The sequence below is a fragment of the Arthrobacter zhaoguopingii genome, assembly GCF_009828605.1.
GTDB lineage: Bacteria > Actinomycetota > Actinomycetes > Actinomycetales > Micrococcaceae > Arthrobacter_D > Arthrobacter_D zhaoguopingii.
On sequence record NZ_WIAE01000003.1, the window covers coordinates 166345 to 184117 of the forward strand.

Below are 17773 nucleotides of genomic sequence, written 5' to 3' on the forward strand. Positions count from 1 at the left end.
CCCGGGCGCCCCTTTGATACCGAATCGTGACTCTCGTCACTCAGATCCCAGGCGCACCAATGCGGGGCTGGGTCAGCTGACCCGGTCGGCGTGGGTGAAGCGCGCGCGGGCGCCGGCGCTGATGCTGATCAGTACCGGCGCCCGGTGGCCCAGGACGGCGTCGAGCGCCTCGACGAGGGCCGCGACTTCCTCAGCGACCCGTGCGGGCGCGGCTCCCTGCCGCGGATAGACCCGGATGCGCAGCGCGGAGGTGCCCCGGAACCGCCAGGTCGTCACGGCGGCGTTCACGAGGTCGCGCCGGTCCTGCAGTGCCACCTTGAGCGCCTGCTCGGCTGCGGCCGCGGTGATGGTGACCGTTCCGGCGGCCTCCCCGGGTTCCTGCCCGCGGTCCTGGAGAAAGTCGCCGGTCCTGCCCCGTCCCTGTACGGCCAGCCAGATGATCATCAGCGTGGCCAGCAGCAGGAACACCAGGGCCAGCAGGATCCACAGCCAGTCCTCGCCGCCGCGCACTCCGAGCGAGCGGATCCCGGCCGCGGCGCTGGAGGAGACGGCCCGCCAGGTCCGGGCGGCCTCCGGGATCAGCGCCGCGGCCACTGCGGCGGCCCCGGCGGCCATGAGCACCAGGCCGAACAGCCCCAGCAGGATCCGGTTGAGTGCGCGGGGGGTCGAATTCACTGCCCGATCACCCCGCTTGGGGCGATCGACACCTGAACGGTGGGGAACGGCTCAGTCACTGTGTCGCGGAGATCCTCCTCGACGGCCCGCCGCACCGCCTCGGCGTCCACTGGAATGCCGGAGGTCGGGCGCACGGAGACCTCGACTCGACGCCGCCCCACGGTGACCAGGACCTGCTCGGGTCCGACGCCGGCCGCCAGGCGGGCACGCCGGGCCAGTGTCGCGGCAAGGATTTCCGAGTCGACCACCACGGCGGCCCTGGCGTTGGGCACCGCAAAGCGGGCCCGCCTGCCCGGAAGGACGGCCGCGAGGGCAAGGACTAAGCCCAGCACGAACACCAGCAGGCCGGCGGGAACCAGGACGGACGCGGGCAGGAGGCCGGGCAGGCGGCCCAGCGCCGCGGCCACCTCGTCGAGGTCGATCAGGAACGGTGGGTCCCCGACCGCCTCCAGGACGGCTTCGAGGAACAGCAGGATGCAGGCGGCGGCGACGAAGATGCCCGTGATGACCGAGGGGACGGCGCGGGAGGCGTGGAGTTCCCGACGAAGGGCACGGGCCGTCACCCCGTCATTGGAGGCGGTGGTCGCGCTCATTGGACCCGGCCCTGCACCGAGGCCGTCCCAATGATCCGGATATCGACACGGCTGAGCCGGGTGCCGGTGAGGGTGGCAACCGTCGCCAGGATGCCTGCCTTCGCCTGCCGGGCCCGCTCAAGGACCGATCCGCCGGACGGCGCAGAGAGGAAAGGCTCCGCGGCCAGGCGCGCCAGCGGCGGGATGGGCATGGGCAGTGACAGCTCAAGGGCGAGCAGACCGCCGTCGTCGGTGTACACCGCGCGGACCTGCGCTGCCTGAACCCCGAAGTGCTCCGCCGCGGCGGCCTGTGCCGTACTGACGAGGGCCTGGGTGGTGATCCGGTTGTGCCCGGCGACCCGCGGGGAGGCCGCAGGCTCGGGCGTGCGGACCGCTGCGGTGCTCACGAGGACGATCGGCGCCCGGTGAGGGCATCCCGGACGCCGCGGAAGTCGAGCTTGCCTTCGGCGCTGCGTCCCAGCAGCGCCCCGGTCCCCATCAGCAGGGCTGTCAGCAGGAAGCCCCAGAATCCGAAGGCGAGGCCGGCGAAGGCGAGAACCGCCCCGGCCGCCATGCCGGTGACTGTCGGTGTCATGAAAAGTCCTTCGTTGGACGGGTCAGAGCTGGGAGGAGCCGAGGGCTCGGGTTTTCTCGCTGGAGCGTACGTCATTCAGCCCAGGCACGTGCACGTCGCAGACCTCGACGTTGACCTCGATCACCTCGAGGCCGACGAGGTCGCTGACGGCCTGGTACACGGCCACCCGGACGGCGTCGGCCAGCCGGTGCAGCGGGTAGCCGTATTCGGCGACGAGGCTGACATCGACCGCGACCTGGGTCTGGCCCACCTCCACCCGGACGCCCTGGACCGGCTCGGCCGCGCCGACGGCGTCGCGGAGCGCCCCCAGCGCCCGGCCCGCGCCGCCGCCGAGGGCGTAGACGCCCGGCACCGAACGCGCCGCCACGGAGGCGATCCGGACGGCCGCCGGGTCGGCAATCACCGTCCGCCCGGGTGCCGATTCCGAAGCGGTGGAAGGAAGAGGGGGTTCAGTGGGAAGCGGGTCCATGCGCGCGCACCTTTCGTCTGTGCCCAGCCTAAGCCCTTGTCCCGGTCGGAGGAGAGGACCTAAGGCCGCGCCGGATCCTGCGTCGGCGGACCGGACCGGGACCGCGGCCCGTTCGGCACTGTGGGTTGCGGCTTAAACAAGAAAACCCCGGATTTCCGAGAAGGGCACCGCGGGGTATTCAGTGGTGGCTCCGACCGGCGTCGATCCGGTGACCTGCCCCAAGACTGCCCCGCAGGAACACAGCGGTAACGGAATTTTCGCTAAGCCCGCGCTCAGCAACTCCGGGAACCTTCGGCGATCCGCGATCGATTCGTTCACCGTGGCGGCCGCCCCTCCGGCATTTCGTCCTTGAAGGGGCCAGCGACGCGCGAATTAGTTGTCCTGGCAACTAGCGTTCATGCCCGAATTCTCGATCCCAGCCTACGCGCTCAGCATCCGTCGCCGGGTGCATGTTTAGCTCCTGAGATCGATGTGGTGTGCAGGCTAGAGTCCAGTGTGGCCGCGTGGAGCCGGCGCCAAGGACCACAGCATGAGCCCGTGCGTTGTGTCCCTCCAAAGAAGACGACGGCACCCCGGTGCTTGCGCGCCCTGCCGCGTCGTCCCTCGCCTCTCAGCTGGACAGTCCCGCTTGGTGGTTGACCGTGGCCTCGTCCACTTTGCGGTGGAAGTGCATTCCGGCCCGGCCTCCGAGCACCGCCCCTGCCAGCGGGATCAGCAAGGCCAACGCGAGCGCGATAATGCCCGCGGTGGTCAGTATTCCCTCATCAACCGGAATCCGTGGGAAGGCGTTGATGCTGCCGAGAATATTGAACTGGCTGCCGGCAATGATCCCGAGGATTGCCATCATGACGGCTACGGCCACGGCCCACAGCCAGACCGCTACGCCCTGTTTCGTACCATCGAAGCGGGCCATGCGCCCGGCGACGTATCCGCCGCAGTAGTAGGCCAGAAACAGAACCACCGCAAGAATGATGCCACCGGTGATCCCAATGGTTTCGATGGTCTCGGAGGTCGAGGGCCTCTGCCTGGTCCCCGGGGGGAGGTTCACGTTATTCGCCACGCCGATACTGATTCCCACGGCGGTGAGGAGGGAAGTCAGGAGCACGGCGATCCCGGTTGCGGTCATCCAACCAAAAAACGCTGAACCGAACCTCATGCCGCCGAACTGCTGTTTTTCCGTGGTAACAAGGGAGTCCCTCCTACCGCGGGGCGAGGAGGCGCCCGAATGATCCTTCTTCATCATTTTCTCCATACTCATAGGGTGGTGAAGTGGGTTCCCTGTTGTGGGATCCGTGCTGCGGGCACCCGCACGCACCGGTTCGTGCCGGAGGTGGTTACTAGTCGGCGATCACCGAGGTGTCCACAGCCGACGCCTCGATGTAGGGCTGGCCGTTCCAGCCCCGGTACAGCGCTTCGTTCAGATCGACGCCCAGATCGGTTTCTGCGTCCTGGACATCGAACGAGGTGTGGACGGTTCCAGTGACGCTGACAGTGAGTCCTTCAAGCAGATCTGACTCTTCGGCGGCATGCACGATGAGCAGTTCATCGGCCAGCGTGTCTTCGGTCCCGGCGATGGTGAAGGCTGCCGGTGAGATGATTTCGTTCACCTCGGCCGAAACGGTGACCCGCTCCCCGTCGTACCGCGCGAAGTTGTCGCTGAAGGTCTGGTCGTACGCTCCGTCGTAGGGCGGGGCGCCACCGGGGGCCGGGGCTGTGCCGAGGGTTGGCTGGCTTTTCTGTCCCTGCGGTGCGGCGCCGGGCTCCTGGGTGCCGCAGGCAGTGATACTAAGCGTCGATAGCGCGAGCGAGGCCAGAAGTGCCGCTCGTGCCCGGTGCACGGTCCTGGGTTGCTGATACATTCCGATTCTCCTTCGGCGCTCCGAAGTCGCTGACGGCTTCGCCGCGGTAGTGATGCGGTTTGTGTCCTGCAGTTCCACGCTAGGCAGGCGTCCGGGTATCGCCCATCACCTTCGCCAAACTGTGACCCGCCGGTCCTGCCAGCACGGCGCGCGTCCTGGCAAGCTGCCACAGCACGTCCTGCCGGGGCTGCCCTGAGGCGTCGGTCCACGTGATTTCCCGGAGCATGTTCACCTTGCGCTGCGCGGTGCGGGGGTGCGGCGAGTAACAGGACCGGGGTGTTGTGGACGAACCGGTCCCGGGTGAAGGTGCGCAGCAGCCGCGGGGAGAACTGGCTGCTGGCCAGCTGGAGGGTCACCACGGTCAACGAAAATGTCAGTGAGTTGACGGTGACCATTGACCCGGCGATGGTTTCCATGAGCGAGCGCGCCGCCTCCGGGCCTCCGCCGAACAGCACTCCCGACACGTCCGGCGGAAGATCATCTTTCAGCACCCGGTCCAGGAACGGCAGGTTTGCCCGAGGAAGAGCGCCACACACAGGGCCAGCAGGGGGACGGGCCAGAGCTGGGTGCGCAGGGAGTCCCTCAGCAGGCCTGGGTCGAAACGCCTGCTCACGGCGGACCGTTTTGGGTTCTCGATGGGGCGGTGGAATCGTCCTGCATGCGGTGCATTTTAGAAGAGTAGCCCGCCTCCGAACCGACTCCCGGGTGCAGGGATGACGTGCCGGGGACCGCCGGGGCGTGATCACCGTTTGTGGATTGGGTCTGGCTGGTGTGCACCTCCGTCATTCCGGGCGCCCGGTCTGGTGTCCTGTGAACCGCCGGGACAGGGGTTCGGGTGGAAGATGCCGGGTCGTCGCGGCGGCACGGTGGGCATACTGTAATGGAGTGCGGCTGGTGGTGCCGCCGGCCGGTGGAATCACGAAGTGAGGGGTGGGCTCGCTGTAATGAGTGTGAAGGTGTGCGGTCATGCTGGAAAACCGAGCGTGGTGCGGGCTCTTGCAGCAGCGGTGATCGCCGCCGTGATGACCGTTGGGTGCGTGCCGGGGCCCGGCGCGCCGCCCCAGAACAGGCCCAGCCCCTCGGGCCCGTCCCCGACCCCGGCCGAATCGGTGCCGCCAGAGCCTTCCCCCACGCCGTCGATGTCACAGTCCGGGCCGGGCAGTAGCCCCGGTGACAGGTGGGGGGCCCACGGGGATCGGGAAGAGGCCTGCACCGCGGTGACCGACGATGTGCTTGCGCTGTCCCTGGTGCCCACCAACCTGCAGCTGGGGGCGGACTCCGAGGACATCGACGGTATCGCCGACACAATCCAGGAGAGGGCCTCCCAGGCCCCGGAGGGGGTTGGAGGTTCCTATGCCGGGGCGCTCGAGGCCGTCGAGGATTTCGCCCGGGCTAAGGAGAAGGAAGAGAACGGAGGGCCCGAGGCTGCGTTCGATGAAACCCGTTACGATGCCGCGGTGGAAGCAATCCGGGACTGGCTGACCGGGACGTGCTCCTGAGGTCGGCCGCCGTGACGGGCTGCGCGTCGGGCCTCCTGCTGCAGCACCCTATTGAAGGTCTGCGGTCAGACGGCACATATTGTCGAGGAACTTCTCGTGTAGGGGCCGTTGAACCCAGGTGTCGGGTTCCAGCTGGTGGCTCTCGGTGAGGTATTGGTCCGTGATGGCGTTCAGGCGTCCGGTGAACCCGCCGTCGATGACCAGGAGGTTCACCTCCTGGTTCAGGGTGAAGGATCGGATGTCCATATTGGAGGAGGCCACAACGCTCACCCGGTCATCGACGATGACGAACTTCGAGTGCAGGACAAACGGCTCGGGATAAAGGTGGATGTCCACCCCGGCCGCAAGGATCATCGCGTAGTAGGACCGCTGGGCGTGGTGGGTGAGAAAATGATCGGATGTCGCCCCTACGAGAAGCCGCACCTTCACGCCGCGCTGCGCTGCCGAGGTGACCGCCATCAACAGCGATTCGTCTGGGACGAAGTAGGGGCTGCAGATGGTGACCCGCTCACGGGCACTGTAGAGCATGTGGTTGAACAGGCGCAGGTTTGCCTCGCCCTCCAGTCCCGGTCCACTGGGCAGCATCTGGCACAGGAGCCGGCCCTTGGCGGATCCGGTGTTTCCCTGCCACTCGTTGGGGATGGTCCCCGCTTCAGATGACCAGTCCGCAAGGAACACAGCATTCAGCTGCGGCACGACCGGGCCCTCGAGGCGCACCATCAGGTCCCGCCACTGCAGGTTGCGGCGTCGATTCGATTTCTTGTTGTAACTGGCATCAATGATGTTCTGCGAACCGGTGAATCCGATGCGGTTATCCGCAATCAGGATCTTCCGGTGATTGCGGAGGTCAGGGCGTTGGTAGTGGAACCGGGGAGGAGCAACGGGGAGCATCCGCCGCCAGGCAATGCCGGCCTGCTCGAGCCGTCCGACCGCGGCTTCATAGCCGGGAAATCCCGCGCTTCCGAGCGGATCCAGAAGAACCCGCACCCGGACACCCCTGTTGTGTGCTTCCTCCAGCGCACCAAACAGGGAATCGGTGGTGTCATCGGAGGCGAGAATGTAGAACTCGCAATGGACAAACGACACCGCTTCGCGGATCACCTTGGTCATCGCGTGCAGGCTGCCGGCGTAGTCGGGGTGGAGTTCGGCACTGTTGCCGGCCGTAGGCCCAGGGGCCCCATTGTGCTCGTTCATCCGCACTGCTTGAACCACCCAGTCGGGAACCGCATCGGCATCCGGAGCGGAGATGTCCTGGTTCCGCGTCCCGGACGTATCATGGGCGATCCGGCGTTGCAGACGTTTGCGCCGCCCATCAAGCCGGGAGTTGCCAAACAACAGGTACAGGGCCAGCCCGATGAGCGGAATGAAGAAGATCACCGCCAGCCATCCCAGCGCTGCGGCCGGGCGGCGGTTGTGTGGAACGAACCCGAGGGCGGCCAGGCGGATTGCGAAGTCGACAATGGTCAGTCCTATGGTCACCGAGGCCGGCACCGAACCCCACCACTGTTGAAAATTCATGCCTGCTCAACCTCATCAAACTTCAATCTGGCCGGCGCGGCACGCCGGGGGAACCCTCAGCCACCACAGCAGGGGTGGCTTCCACCGGTCAAGGGACGATACCGCCCCGTTACTCGCGTGCGGCCCCCCGCGCCACGGAAAGTGCCACATCCTGGGAGGGGATGGAGAATGGGCAGATGCAGCCCAGCAGCCCGTCTCAGCCCCGATCGGCCCTGCCCGCACCATCGGAGGCCGGTGAGGGCCGAAAGGAGTGGCCGATGAGGCTGAGGGCTTTTCGTATCGGGCTTACGGGCGCTCTCGGAGTCGGTGTGGGACTGCTGGTCTGGAGCGCCGTTTCATCCCTGGCCGCGCTGCTCACCTACGTGGGTCTTGCGTGTTTTGCCGCGCTGGGGGTCGAGCCGGTGATCCGCAGTCTTGCCCGGTGGCTTCCCCGGCCCGCTGCGGTGGCTGTGGTATTCATCCTGTTGTTGGCAGTCCTGGCGGCCGTGCTGTCCTGGGTCATCCCGGTGCTGATCCGGGAAGCAGGCGATTTGGTGCAGGCGGTGCCCGCCTTCATTTCCTCGGTGTCGGCATCCGCATGGTTTCGGATGACCGAAGCGCAGCTGGATGACTTCGTCGACCTTGGTGCGGCAACCGAGCAGCTGTCCGCATTCCTCAGTCGTCCGCGGAATCTTGCCCTGGTGGGAGGTGGAGTCCTGTCCTTTGGCGTGGGATTGGCCGAAACGGTGACCGGCGCCGTCCTGGTCCTGATCCTTACTCTGTACTTTTCCTTCTCTTTGGGGGCGTCCAAAGCAGCGCTCTACCAGCTGGTGCCGGCCAGCAGGCGGGCCCCGTTCGCGAGTATCGCCGAGGACATTTCCGACGCCATCAGCCGGTACATCGCCGGCCAGTTCCTCCTGTCGCTGATCAACGGGATCCTGACCGGGGTGTTCCTTACAGCCATCAACGCCCCCAGCCCCCTGTTGCTGGCCCTGGTTGCCTTCCTGGGCTCGGCCATCCCCCTGGTAGGCACGATTGCCTCCTCGGTGATCATCATCGGGGTGTGCCTGCTTGCCTCCCCGGTGACAGCAGTGGTGGCCGCCGTGTATTACCTCATCTACATGCAGATTGAGGCATACCTGCTTACGCCCCGCATTATGGACAAGATGGTCAAGGTGCCCGGCCCGCTGGTGGTCATCGCCGTGGTGGCGGGCGGTACATTGGGAGGGATCATCGGAGCCCTCGTGGCCGTTCCCGTGGCCGCCGCGGCAGTTATCGTGCTGCGAAAGGTTGTGATCCCGAAACAGAATCAGCGGTAGCGCCCGTTCCCCGCCACATCGCCGGGACAAGCACCCCAGGAACGACCGGAGAGGAGAAGATGAAGCGTCTGCTGAAGTCGGCAGCTGCCGGCGTAATGGTGATCCTTGGACTGCTCATTGCGTATGGCACTTTCATCGAACCCCGGCTGATCCTCGATGAGCAGCACCACAATGTGTCCCTGCCTGGCTTGACCGCTGAGTGGGAGGGCACCGAGGTCGCCATCATCGCCGATCTGCAGGTTGGCATGTGGTTTGCGAACACCGCAATGGTGGAGCGGATCGTGGACCGGGTGGTGGAGGAGGATCCTGCTGCGCTGTTGATTGCCGGAGACTTCCTCTACAGCGAGGATCCGGAAAATCCCGAAAAGATCGAGACGGTGCTCGATCTGCTGGATCCCATCCAGGACGCCCGGATCCCGGTTTTCGCGGTGCTGGGAAACCATGACTACGCAGTCGGCGCCGCGGACCAACTCACCGACGCTTTGGAATCCCGGGGCGTGACGGTGCTGCTCAACGCTGCCGCACCCCTGGAGGGAGCCGGCAACGGCGGGACGGACCGGGCCCTGCACATTGTGGGAATCGGTCCCGCGTATCAGGGCCTTGCCGATGTCGAACGGGCCCTTGGCGCCGTCCCGGAGGCGGAGCCGCGGATCGTGATGATGCACAACCCGGCGACCTTCCCGGCGCTACCTGCGGGCAGCGCCCCTTTCGCCGTCGCCGGTCACACCCACTGCGGGCAAATTGCGGTTCCGGGAATGCCGCAATGGTCCTGGCTTGCCTGGACCACCCAGGAGACCATGGTGGCCGACGGTTTTGCTCCGGAGGAATACGGCGCAAAGGGAAATGCGTTGTTCGTCACCTGCGGGATCGGCTTCAGCAATCTGCCGATGCGGATCAGCGCACCGCCTCAGCTGGTTTTTCTCAGCCTCCAGGCTGCAGACCCGGCATAGGCCGGGTCATTTACCCCGCCCCCACCCACCCCGGTCGGCATGGAGGGTGGGCGTTTCAGCGGTGGCTCGGCCGCGCTTGACCGCCCGTCGGAGCGGGACGGCCATTCGGTTTCAGAGCGCTCTTAGCGAAAGGATTGGGCATGCTGGTTGTCGGTTTGATGGCAGATTCGGGGCTTCCCGAGCGGCTGGCCGGCCGCCTAGCCGAGCCCCTGCGGGAGGCGCTGACATCCAGGACAGGCCCGGGCACTCGGTGGAACGTGGAAGTGAGCCGGCAGGAACTGCCGCTGGACCGGAACGGTCGGGTGCCCCTGATGGAGCGCGCCGAAGCGCTCAGGGCGGCCAATGGTTGGGATCTGGTCGTCTACGTCACGGACCTGCCGAGGGTTCATGACCACCAGACGCTCCTCACCGAATCGGACGGCTCCGCCGGTGCGGCCTTGGTTTCGCTTCCCGCCCTGGGTGGGTTCCGGGCACGCAGCCGTCTGGAACAGGAGCTGGTGCGGGTCGTTTCGGATCTTGCCGCGCGGTCAGGGATCGCGCCCCGGGGTAGCGGGAGCGGACGGAGTCCAGGGGGCGTGCGGGGCCGGCGGCGGGCCGGTAATGCTGCGCATGTCCACGAAACCGTCCCGGGTCCGCTGGGCCGGACCCGGCTCCTAACTGGCATGGTCCGCAGCAATCGGCCCGGCAGGCTTGTGGGCTCATTGTCCAATGCCGCGGCAGCTGCCATGGCGACCGGCGCGTTCGGTATTTTTTATGCCTCCATTTGGAGCATGGCTGACGCATCGAGCACTCTGCGCCTTAGCCTGATCAGCGTTTTAGCGGTCACGGCGCTGACCGGATGGTTGATTGTGCATAACGGTCTATGGTCCCAAACTCGAACCGATCCCAACGGAACACCGGCCGCCATGGACAACGCCGCAACCGTGATCACTGTGTTCCTGAGTGTGGCGGCGATGTATGGAGTGCTCTATCTTGCAGTGCTGCTCGGCTCACTGGCCGTCATCTCCGGGCAGTACATGCAAACCCAGCTGGGTCACCCCGTCTCCATCGTCGAATATGCCAATCTCAGCTGGCTCGCGGCGTCTCTGGGTACCCTGGCCGGAGCGCTCGGATCAAACTTCGATGGTGATGAGGCCGTGCAAAAGGCTACTTACAGTCGCCGGGAGCATGAACGCCGCCGGCTTGGGGAAAAGAAAGCGGAGGCCGGGAGCTAAAGCCCGCGGGGCACCGGCAGTACCTGGCTATCAGCCTGTCGACACCCGGGTAACGGAAGCGGTACCGGTAGGTGTGTTCCGTGCAGGTGCCCGGCGGCGTAGCGCTGGCCCGGTCGCGGCGCCGGTGCTGAGAAAAGCCTCCACAGGCGCGTTCAGAGCACAGCCCTGCTGGAGTGCCCGGCCTGTCGTCGGGTCCGGGTGGTATGTCTGGTCAAGTGCTCCACAGCGGTGAGGTCAGTCACCCTGCGTTGATCCGGCAGGTGGGTGAAGGCCAGAGCGTTTTCGGTGATCACCGGTGACGTCGTGAAGAAATTCCAAGAGAGCATCGTTGACCCGCTCCACGTGCGTCAGATTGACCATGTGCCCGGCGCCTTCGACCAGGATGAGGCGGGCGTTTTCTCCGATCCGGCGGGCAAGCAGTTCGCTGCGCCGCGGGGGGATGGTGCGGTCTTTCGTTCCCGCCATGACCAGGACCGGTATGGCCTTGAGAGTCTTTAGTGCCTCAAAGTCGTTGTAGGCGGCCATCGCCGGGTAGAAGGCGCTGAGCCTGGACTGGGGTGTTTTCACCCACATGTCCTGCATCAGGTCCTCCGCCTCGGCGGAAGGCTCCTGCCCACCAAAGAGCAGGCGTACCAGCCAGCGTTTTCCTCTCGGCCGCCGGAACGGGGCGGTACGGTCAACAGCGGGGGCGATGAACCAGAGCATCCACGCAGCCGCGCGGGCCAGGCGGCTCGCGACGAGGACCCGGGCCACCCGTGCCGGCATTCTGGTCCGGGGGAGCCGGCCGGCGGCCGTAGACAACAGGGCCACCCCGACAATGCGTCCGCCGAAGAGTTCCGGCCGCTGCCCGGCCAGGGTGATCGCGGCCATTCCTCCCATTGAGTGCGCCACCAGAAGCACCGGTCCGGTTCCGGTCCGGTCGTCGATTATTCGACCCAGATCATGTCCCAGCTGCTCTATCGTGGCGGATCTATATCCACCCCACCCGCTGCTCCCGTGGCCGCGCTGATCGAACAGCACCACCCGGGCGTGTTCGCCCAGCACGTCCCGCTGGGCCCTGTATTCCTCGGCCCGGGAGGCGAAGCCGTGGGCGAACAGCACCGTCAGCGCTCCGTCCTTCCCCCCGGTCTCGGTGTGCAGCAGCACGCCATCATCGGCGTGCACGCCGGGCCCCGTGCCCGCGGTACGGACCGCCGTGTGGCGGCGTGCGGCGATGACAGCGGAAACCGCGGTGCCCACAATGACCAGGGCCGCCACCGCCTTATAGGTCCGTTTGACAGTGGGCCCGCGGGAGGAAGTCGTCGGATCAGGTGCCACTTGAATGCCATCCTTTGGCACCGGTGGCCGCCATCGGTCCGGTTCGTCTCTCGCCGGCTCCACCGGCCTCGTTCCGCCGCGATCCCCGATCTGGTCTGACCGCCCGCCAGCACACGCCAAGCCAGACCGTAGCGAACAGCATGCTCGCGATCGTGTCGGACGGGAAGTGCACACCCCAGTAGAGGCGCGAGTAGGCCACCCCCAGGACGATGATCGGTGCGACGACGATCCCGGTATACCGCAGCCGGCCCGGGACCCATACCCACAGAATCAGCGCAATGGCACCATACGCGGCAACGGAAGCGGCGACATGGCCGGAAGGGAAGGACGACGTCGGTGGGACTCCCTGGGACAGATGGTCCACCTCAGGCCTGGAGCGCCCCACAATAAGGGCGGCGGTGAGGTAGAGGGCCGTTCCACCGACGACGGCGGTCAAGAGGAATACTGCCGGAGCAGCCCGGCGCGTAACGGCCAGGCACAATGGAGCAGCGATAAGAAGCACAGCAACGATGCCTGGCGTCGTTCCAAAAGACCCAAAAACGGTCGCCAGCATGGTGAAGTTGTCACCACGAACGTCCACAAACCACGCCACTACCTGGGCATCGAAGCGCTCCACACCTGTAATCATCCGCGTGACAAGAAGGCCCGCTCCGGTCAGAACGGTCACTATCAGCAGCCAGGCGGCGAGGAGTTTCATCAGCCCGGGGGCACCATCGGGCATCGGGTTGTCGCCGACAGGGGCGGGGGCCAGGTTTGCCCGGTTGCGGGGGGACAGCCCCTGGTGAAGTGGCCTCCGGGCTGCTCCACTTTGCTGCAAGCTGCGGAATGCGAAGGCGGTGAGACCGACCCACCCGATCCCGAGGAGCCACGCTCCTGCGATGGCCCACCATGGCGCAGGGGTGGAGGCAACCCGGACAGCGTCGAAAGTTGCGAGGCAGGCCACCACTGAGGTGATCGCCCACATGCGACCACGGGAAGGGACAGCCTGAAGGAAAACCAGCACCAATACCGCGCAGGCGACAGTCATTTCAATGGAACCGTTGGTGAAAAGCCCGCTGTTACCGGGGCCGGGGAGATAGGGGCCGGTGAGCCGTACCAGCAGGTCGGTCAGGGGCGGACCCGCCGTCACGAGTACCGCTGAGCCAAGAGCGGTAACGACGACGAAGGCCGCGAGATCGGGCAGTCCGCGTAGCAGAAGCCATATCGCTGTGACGGGCAGGACGATCCAGCCCACCTGGGCTCCGATTTCCACAATGAAGTTCACCCCGCCCCCAAACAGCTCCACTACCGGGCCGGACGGGCCGCCGCCGGACCCGGGCGAGGGCATCAGCGATTCCAGGATCAAGCCCAGGAGAAGCAGCCCGGAAAGGCCGAGAGTGCTGTGAGCGGCGAAGCGTCTCATGGTGAATACTTCCAGTCGAATGGTGAAGGCGAGGTCGCGGTTCCGCTAGTTGTTTTCCACTGATGTATCCACGCTGGTGGCCTGGATGTACCGCAGGTCGTTCCAGTCGTCATAGAGGTCTTCGTCGAGGTCGATGCCCAGGTCTTCCTCCGATCTGGCTAGGTCGAAGGCCTCATGGACCCTGCCCGTGACTTGAACCACCTGACCCGGATCCACGTCGGGGAGCTCTTCGTCATGGACGATCAACAGCTCGTCAACGGTGGTGTCATCCGTGCCCGCGATGGTGAAGGCCATGGGTGAAACGATTTCGTTCACCTCCGCCGAGACGGTCACCTGTTCACCCACCAGCGAGTCGTAACCTCCGGAGTCATCACCCACGGGTTCCTCCGTGTCGCCCTCTGCTTTCAGAACCTCCTCGACCGTTACGCCTTTTTCCGGCCCTGCAGTGGCGCACGAAGCGAGGTTCAACGCAGCAAACGGCAGGAAAACTATCGCCGCGGCCTTTTTCAGTTCGTACTTCCTTCTACGAAAACCCATGACTCCTCCTTCTGAACATTCACCAGGCGCGGGGCAGGAATGGTGGTAGGCGCCGGACCCAACGCTAGGAACGCCTGCTATCCGGGGCAACCGGCTTAATGCACCTGTGACCCGAGGTACCCAGTGGTGGATCCTGCCACCGTAAACGCCGTTTCGGCCCGCGGCCGGGAAGTCACGGGCCCATTAAGGCGGTTGGAGACCGACCGGCTGCCGCCTAGGTTTACCGGACGGCGTGTACGCGCAACCCAACCGGCGACCGGAAGCGTCGCCGGTCCCCGGAATGAAGGAGGAACAATGAACGCGCTCGGGAAAGATGTTCGGTTCAGGAGGGTTGCAGCAGCAGCGATCCTTCCCATGGCTGTTTTGGGGGCGACCGCCTGCAGCACCGCAGGCTCCGAGGAAGGGGCAAGCGTCGAGGACATTGTCGATGAGCCGGTGGAAAAGGATGAGATCGCCGACCCTTATGCCGGCCAGTACGATGAGGGTTTCCAGCAGGAAATGAACTCTTACGTCGACGAGGAGGTGACCTTGTCTGCGACCGTGAATGAGATCATCTCGCCGGTATCGTTCACCATCGCGGGCACGGATGACACCACCGTGGACGAGCTGCTGATCGTTCATGACGAAGAGCTCCCCGACGTGGATCCGGGTCAGGTGGTTGAAGTCACGGGCACTGTTCACGAAGCGCTCGATCTGCCCACCGTCGAGGAAGAAAGGGGCATTGACCTTGAGGACGACCTCTACGAGGACTGGGACAGCGAGACCTATGTGGAAGCCGTAAGCATCGACGCTTCCGTATCCTAGGAAAGCTAGCCGTCCGGCCCAGTGATTGCCAGCAGGACCACGGCCCCTTGCTGCTCGTCAACGGAGAGGTACCGCCGCCCACGGCAAGAGAGCCAGAATGGGCGGCTCGCGGTGTCCGATGATCGCCGGGCCGGCAGCTTCCCGCCGGGTGCCTCGGCATCGACGGTTCCTCCGGTCCCTGAGAGGACCGGGGGCTGCTTGCCCGTGCGGTGGCCGCCCTTTGGAGCCTACGGACGGTCCTCCCTATCGTCGTGGGGGGCCGCTACCTAAGGGGACCGTCAACTGCGGACGCTTCGTTGCTGCTCCCAGTCGCTGCGGACCCGCAGGGAGTCCTTCCCCCCGCCTAGGACGGAGGCGGCACCCACGTGCCGGTCGAAGACACGGTGAGGCCGGGGTTGCATCAGGCAGACCCGGATCGTCGCCTAAGAGCAGGCTGAAACGGAGACCCTCCTGGTCAACGTGGGGAGAGTAGTCACCGGCGGAACCTAGCCATACACCCTTCTGGACATCGATGACCGAAGGCCCGTCCTGGTCGAAGTCATCACCAGCGGCTTCCGCTTCACCAGCACCTTCAATCGATCAATCCACGAAAGGCGGGCCGGTTGTGCCTGCTCGTACCCGTGCTGGATCGATATTCCATCCTCCTGCACCTTGCGGTCCGCCCCCGGGGCAACCGGTCACCTTATTGAGCCCGTCCCTGCCCGTCCGCGGTTGTCACAACAATGCACACAGGCCGGGTCTTGCACCGGCCCCGGGTCTCAGGGGAGCGACGTGCGAGGGGACGAGAGGCGGTTCAAGCCGACGAGCGTAAATGATGAAACAAGAGTCAGCGCCGCCACAACCGATGAGTAAACAGCAACCGCCCTGTACCCTCCCACCTGCTGGGGGTCGAGGAAGAAGTAGGGGTACCAGCCTGAGATTCTTCCCGCGGTCAGAATGTAGGACGACCAGATGAGGGGAAAGATTAGCGACATCCAGCCGGTCTTCCAGCGGAGCCGGCGTCCTCCTGGAACGAACAGGAGATCCAGGACGGCATAGACGGGAAGCACGAAGTGCATCACTTTCGATGACAGAGACACGAGGAAGACATGGCCGACGAGGTCGGCGTTCAGCAGCATTGTGCCGAAAGTGACCCCTGAGACGACAAGGTACGAGGCCGCCAGCGCTCGGGCGGCTGTCAGCCATTCGCCCTCCCTTCCCCGGTACCACAGGGACACCGCCAGGGTGAGCGTGAAGAGGATGGTGCTGTGGATGGTGAAATAGCTGAACACCTGTCCGACCCGGCAGGTATTGGTGAGAAATGCGCAGTCCGCCCGGAAGAACAGCGCCGCCAGCGCCACAATAATGACCATGGCGCGGAGGACCATGACGGGATACGGCACTGAACCTCCTTGTTTGGGGCCGCCGGATGCGTCCGGCTACGAAGGAGTGCAATTAAGGCTGCGGGCGCCCCGGTGCAGGAATGACTGTATCCGACTTGTGCTCTGTGGGGGAGGTGAGGTCCTTACCGAGGCCGATGGCGGCGACAGTGCCTGAGTGTCCGTTAGGCAGCGCTGACATCGTCTGGGAACCGCACCTCCCACCGCCTCACCGGTCCCATGAAGGCACAGCAGATTCCGACGCCCGCTGCCTGACCGCCCGATGCATCGGGGCGCGAAGCGTTGGATCGAGGCAGCGGTCAGCTCCGGGCCCTGCCATTCCCGGCCTTGGTGGACACCGCCTGCAGCCGCGCCTGAGCGGGGGCGGTCCCGGATTGGGGTTGGGCCAGTTCGACCGGTTCCCGCCCCGCCGGACCGGTCACCGACTGGGAAGCTTGGTGCTCATCCGGGTGTAGAAGCCGGCATCAACGTATCGGCAGTTCAACCTGTTTCGGTCGGGTCAGCAATGCAGCGAGGCCGGCGGCGAGGCAGGCTGCGAAGAGAATGAACTTCAGGACGGTGAACGTAGAGGCAGCGGCGACAGCGCCGGGATCCAGAACGTCCGCGGCGAACGTCGCCTCGAGGATCAGGTTTTCCGTGATGTCGATGACCACGAAGATGACGGGGATCGGAAGCAGCAGCCATCTGATTTTCCTGCCGCGGGTGATGCGGGAGATCAAGAGGATCAAGGTGGCTGCGAAAACGACCGGGAAAAGAATGTCCCACAGATAGTGGGATGCTCCGTAACGCTCGTACAACTCATCTGTCATGCGCTCTTGAACGCGAGCGATGTAGTCGGCGTCGTAACCGGTAAGCCGGGTATCGGGCATGGCCAGGCCCTCGGTGGCGCGTTCAAGGGAGGCGAGTTGGAGGCCGTTGATGGCCGCAAGAACCGTACTGAGCAAGACACCCGCGATAATCAATAAGGCGTTTCTCCCGCGTTTCTTTTTTGCGGGTTCTCCGGATCCGGCCGGTGGAGGCGGGCTGGCTCGATGCTCATGTGGGGTTGATGACATCACCCCATTATGGGCAGCGCCCCGGGAGCTTTGACCTCACAATCCGGTAACCCTCGCATTCCTGGGTCAGCTGTGTGCTGTTCTGTGCCCTGGTTTGCGGTCCAATTCTGACCGGATCCACCGGGCAGGATGGGAACAACGCGTCCATGCCTGTGGCGCACCGGGCGGTTTCTGGAGGCGAAGCCTGCCTCCCTGGAGTCGTTTACTGGAGGACCCTGGCATCACCGGCGGCTAGGAGCCCGGTTCAGCAGGTGCTGCCGATCGGCTCCTCGGAGCTGCTGTTCATTCCTCCTCGCTTCTGCAACACTTGACCGAAAGCCGCACGATACTGCCGGCTACCCGTCCAACGGCATCGAAGGGTTCGAAGAGGTCTTTACCTCCCGTCTCCGATCCGATCTGGATGTACCCCTTTCTGCGCAGCCTGTGCCGCCGGACCATCGGGAGCCCGCTGGCCGGGGTGGAAAGCACTTCCCCCGGCGGAGAGAGACTCCCTCCGGTATACGTCAAGAGTCCCGGCGGCGCATCGATCTGGCCCGGTTCGACGGCCCTGATGATTCCAATCTTGTCCCCGGACCGGTCGAAGACGTTCATTCCCACTCGTAGCTTTCCAAAAATTCCTGTCATGTCGTT

Annotated in this window: 20 protein-coding genes and 1 pseudogene; 5 read left to right on the forward strand and 16 right to left on the reverse strand. The window is 65.2% G+C overall.

Annotation, left to right across the window (positions count from 1 at the left end; all coding sequences use genetic code 11):
* Positions 1-72: 72 nt before the first annotated feature.
* From GVV77_RS05900 to GVV77_RS18195, 9 genes and pseudogenes are all read right to left on the reverse strand, one after another.
* Entirely contained in the window at positions 73-675 is a 603-nt protein-coding gene (locus tag GVV77_RS05900) for a hypothetical protein (RefSeq protein WP_159617230.1), read from the reverse strand.
* Positions 672-1268, reverse strand: a complete 597-nt coding sequence (locus GVV77_RS05905) for a DUF6286 domain-containing protein (protein WP_159617231.1) — start codon at positions 1266-1268, stop codon at positions 672-674. Before GVV77_RS05905 ends, GVV77_RS05900 begins: the two co-directional genes overlap by 4 nt.
* The gene (locus tag GVV77_RS05910) at positions 1265-1654 is read right to left on the reverse strand and encodes a hypothetical protein (protein ID WP_159617232.1); all 390 of its coding nucleotides are present in this window, start codon (positions 1652-1654) and stop codon (positions 1265-1267) included. The genes GVV77_RS05905 and GVV77_RS05910 overlap by 4 nt, the downstream gene beginning before the upstream one ends.
* On the reverse strand, positions 1651-1842 hold the full coding sequence (locus GVV77_RS05915; protein WP_133404402.1) for a DUF2273 domain-containing protein: 192 nt from the start codon (positions 1840-1842) through the stop codon (positions 1651-1653). The genes GVV77_RS05910 and GVV77_RS05915 overlap by 4 nt, the downstream gene beginning before the upstream one ends.
* Before the next feature lie 22 nt (positions 1843-1864).
* Positions 1865-2311, reverse strand: coding sequence for an Asp23/Gls24 family envelope stress response protein (locus GVV77_RS05920; protein WP_159617233.1), 447 nt, complete (start codon positions 2309-2311; stop codon positions 1865-1867).
* Between the two features lie 610 nt (positions 2312-2921).
* Positions 2922-3554: a hypothetical protein gene (locus GVV77_RS05925; protein ID WP_159617234.1), complete on the reverse strand. Its 633-nt coding sequence runs from the start codon at positions 3552-3554 to the stop codon at positions 2922-2924.
* Positions 3555-3648: 94 nt separating this feature from the next.
* On the reverse strand, positions 3649-4170 hold the full coding sequence (locus tag GVV77_RS18280) for a hypothetical protein (protein ID WP_246199670.1): 522 nt from the start codon (positions 4168-4170) through the stop codon (positions 3649-3651).
* 335 nt (positions 4171-4505) lie between these two features.
* Positions 4506-4916 (reverse strand): annotated as a pseudogene (locus tag GVV77_RS18525) (DUF2254 family protein); the annotation flags it as partial.
* A gap of 218 nt (positions 4917-5134) precedes the next feature.
* The gene (locus tag GVV77_RS18195; protein WP_210252840.1) at positions 5135-5302 is read right to left on the reverse strand and encodes a hypothetical protein; all 168 of its coding nucleotides are present in this window, start codon (positions 5300-5302) and stop codon (positions 5135-5137) included.
* Between the two features lie 85 nt (positions 5303-5387).
* On the opposite strand from GVV77_RS18195, the gene GVV77_RS05935 reads away from it, so the two are divergent.
* Positions 5388-5669: a hypothetical protein gene (locus tag GVV77_RS05935; protein ID WP_159617235.1), complete on the forward strand. Its 282-nt coding sequence runs from the start codon at positions 5388-5390 to the stop codon at positions 5667-5669.
* Positions 5670-5717: 48 nt separating this feature from the next.
* Here GVV77_RS05935 and cls read toward each other — a convergent pair whose 3' ends face one another.
* Positions 5718-7187 carry a cardiolipin synthase gene (gene cls / locus GVV77_RS05940; RefSeq protein ID WP_159617236.1) on the reverse strand — a complete coding sequence of 490 codons (1470 nt, stop codon included), beginning with the start codon at positions 7185-7187 and terminating at the stop codon, positions 5718-5720.
* 257 nt (positions 7188-7444) lie between these two features.
* Between cls and GVV77_RS05945 the strand changes: the two genes are divergently transcribed.
* From GVV77_RS05945 to GVV77_RS05955, 3 genes are all read left to right on the forward strand, one after another.
* Positions 7445-8485, forward strand: a complete 1041-nt coding sequence (locus GVV77_RS05945) for an AI-2E family transporter (RefSeq protein WP_246199666.1) — start codon at positions 7445-7447, stop codon at positions 8483-8485.
* A 59-nt stretch (positions 8486-8544) separates the two neighbouring features.
* The gene (locus tag GVV77_RS05950; protein ID WP_159617238.1) at positions 8545-9435 is read left to right on the forward strand and encodes a metallophosphoesterase; all 891 of its coding nucleotides are present in this window, start codon (positions 8545-8547) and stop codon (positions 9433-9435) included.
* A gap of 140 nt (positions 9436-9575) precedes the next feature.
* Positions 9576-10649, forward strand: a complete 1074-nt coding sequence (locus GVV77_RS05955; RefSeq protein WP_159617239.1) for a hypothetical protein — start codon at positions 9576-9578, stop codon at positions 10647-10649.
* 234 nt (positions 10650-10883) lie between these two features.
* On the opposite strand, the gene GVV77_RS05960 is transcribed toward GVV77_RS05955, so the two are convergent.
* From GVV77_RS05960 to GVV77_RS05970, 3 genes are read right to left on the reverse strand one after another with little or no spacing between them, the layout of a single operon-like run.
* Entirely contained in the window at positions 10884-11966 is a 1083-nt protein-coding gene (locus GVV77_RS05960) for an alpha/beta fold hydrolase (protein WP_159617240.1), read from the reverse strand.
* Entirely contained in the window at positions 11956-13368 is a 1413-nt protein-coding gene (locus tag GVV77_RS05965; protein ID WP_159617241.1) for a phosphatase PAP2 family protein, read from the reverse strand. The genes GVV77_RS05960 and GVV77_RS05965 overlap by 11 nt, the downstream gene beginning before the upstream one ends.
* Before the next feature lie 45 nt (positions 13369-13413).
* On the reverse strand, positions 13414-13905 hold the full coding sequence (locus GVV77_RS05970; RefSeq protein WP_159617242.1) for a hypothetical protein: 492 nt from the start codon (positions 13903-13905) through the stop codon (positions 13414-13416).
* A 294-nt stretch (positions 13906-14199) separates the two neighbouring features.
* Here GVV77_RS05970 and GVV77_RS05975 point away from each other — a divergent pair, with 294 nt between their 5' ends.
* Complete coding sequence (locus GVV77_RS05975) at positions 14200-14709, forward strand: hypothetical protein (protein WP_159617243.1); 510 nt, start codon at positions 14200-14202, stop codon at positions 14707-14709.
* Between the two features lie 758 nt (positions 14710-15467).
* On the opposite strand, the gene GVV77_RS05980 is transcribed toward GVV77_RS05975, so the two are convergent.
* From GVV77_RS05980 to GVV77_RS05990, 3 genes are all read right to left on the reverse strand, one after another.
* Complete coding sequence (locus GVV77_RS05980) at positions 15468-16091, reverse strand: Pr6Pr family membrane protein (RefSeq protein ID WP_159617244.1); 624 nt, start codon at positions 16089-16091, stop codon at positions 15468-15470.
* Positions 16092-16552: 461 nt separating this feature from the next.
* Positions 16553-17143 (reverse strand): hypothetical protein, encoded by a 591-nt coding sequence (locus tag GVV77_RS05985; protein ID WP_159617245.1) that lies wholly within the window; start codon positions 17141-17143, stop codon positions 16553-16555.
* 282 nt (positions 17144-17425) lie between these two features.
* Entirely contained in the window at positions 17426-17767 is a 342-nt protein-coding gene (locus GVV77_RS05990) for a hypothetical protein (RefSeq protein ID WP_159617246.1), read from the reverse strand.
* Positions 17768-17773: the final 6 nt, after the last annotated feature.

Bases quoted from the DNA above. Each gene is read 5' to 3' on its own strand.
- cls (WP_159617236.1), bottom strand. From the start codon at position 7,187: ATGAATTTTCAACAGTGGTGGGGTTCGGTGCCGGCCTCGGTGACCATA.
- GVV77_RS05975 (WP_159617243.1), top strand. From the start codon at position 14,200: ATGAACGCGCTCGGGAAAGATGTTCGGTTCAGGAGGGTTGCAGCAGCA.
- GVV77_RS05955 (WP_159617239.1), top strand. From the start codon at position 9,576: ATGCTGGTTGTCGGTTTGATGGCAGATTCGGGGCTTCCCGAGCGGCTG.
- GVV77_RS05915 (WP_133404402.1), bottom strand. From the start codon at position 1,842: ATGACACCGACAGTCACCGGCATGGCGGCCGGGGCGGTTCTCGCCTTC.
- GVV77_RS05905 (WP_159617231.1), bottom strand. From the start codon at position 1,268: ATGAGCGCGACCACCGCCTCCAATGACGGGGTGACGGCCCGTGCCCTT.
- GVV77_RS05965 (WP_159617241.1), bottom strand. From the start codon at position 13,368: ATGAGACGCTTCGCCGCTCACAGCACTCTCGGCCTTTCCGGGCTGCTT.
- GVV77_RS18280 (WP_246199670.1), bottom strand. From the start codon at position 4,170: ATGTATCAGCAACCCAGGACCGTGCACCGGGCACGAGCGGCACTTCTG.
- GVV77_RS05945 (WP_246199666.1), top strand. From the start codon at position 7,445: ATGAGGCTGAGGGCTTTTCGTATCGGGCTTACGGGCGCTCTCGGAGTC.
- GVV77_RS05925 (WP_159617234.1), bottom strand. From the start codon at position 3,554: ATGATGAAGAAGGATCATTCGGGCGCCTCCTCGCCCCGCGGTAGGAGG.
- GVV77_RS05950 (WP_159617238.1), top strand. From the start codon at position 8,545: ATGAAGCGTCTGCTGAAGTCGGCAGCTGCCGGCGTAATGGTGATCCTT.
- GVV77_RS05970 (WP_159617242.1), bottom strand. From the start codon at position 13,905: ATGGGTTTTCGTAGAAGGAAGTACGAACTGAAAAAGGCCGCGGCGATA.
- GVV77_RS05985 (WP_159617245.1), bottom strand. From the start codon at position 17,143: ATGTCATCAACCCCACATGAGCATCGAGCCAGCCCGCCTCCACCGGCC.
- GVV77_RS05990 (WP_159617246.1), bottom strand. From the start codon at position 17,767: ATGACAGGAATTTTTGGAAAGCTACGAGTGGGAATGAACGTCTTCGAC.
- GVV77_RS05920 (WP_159617233.1), bottom strand. From the start codon at position 2,311: ATGGACCCGCTTCCCACTGAACCCCCTCTTCCTTCCACCGCTTCGGAA.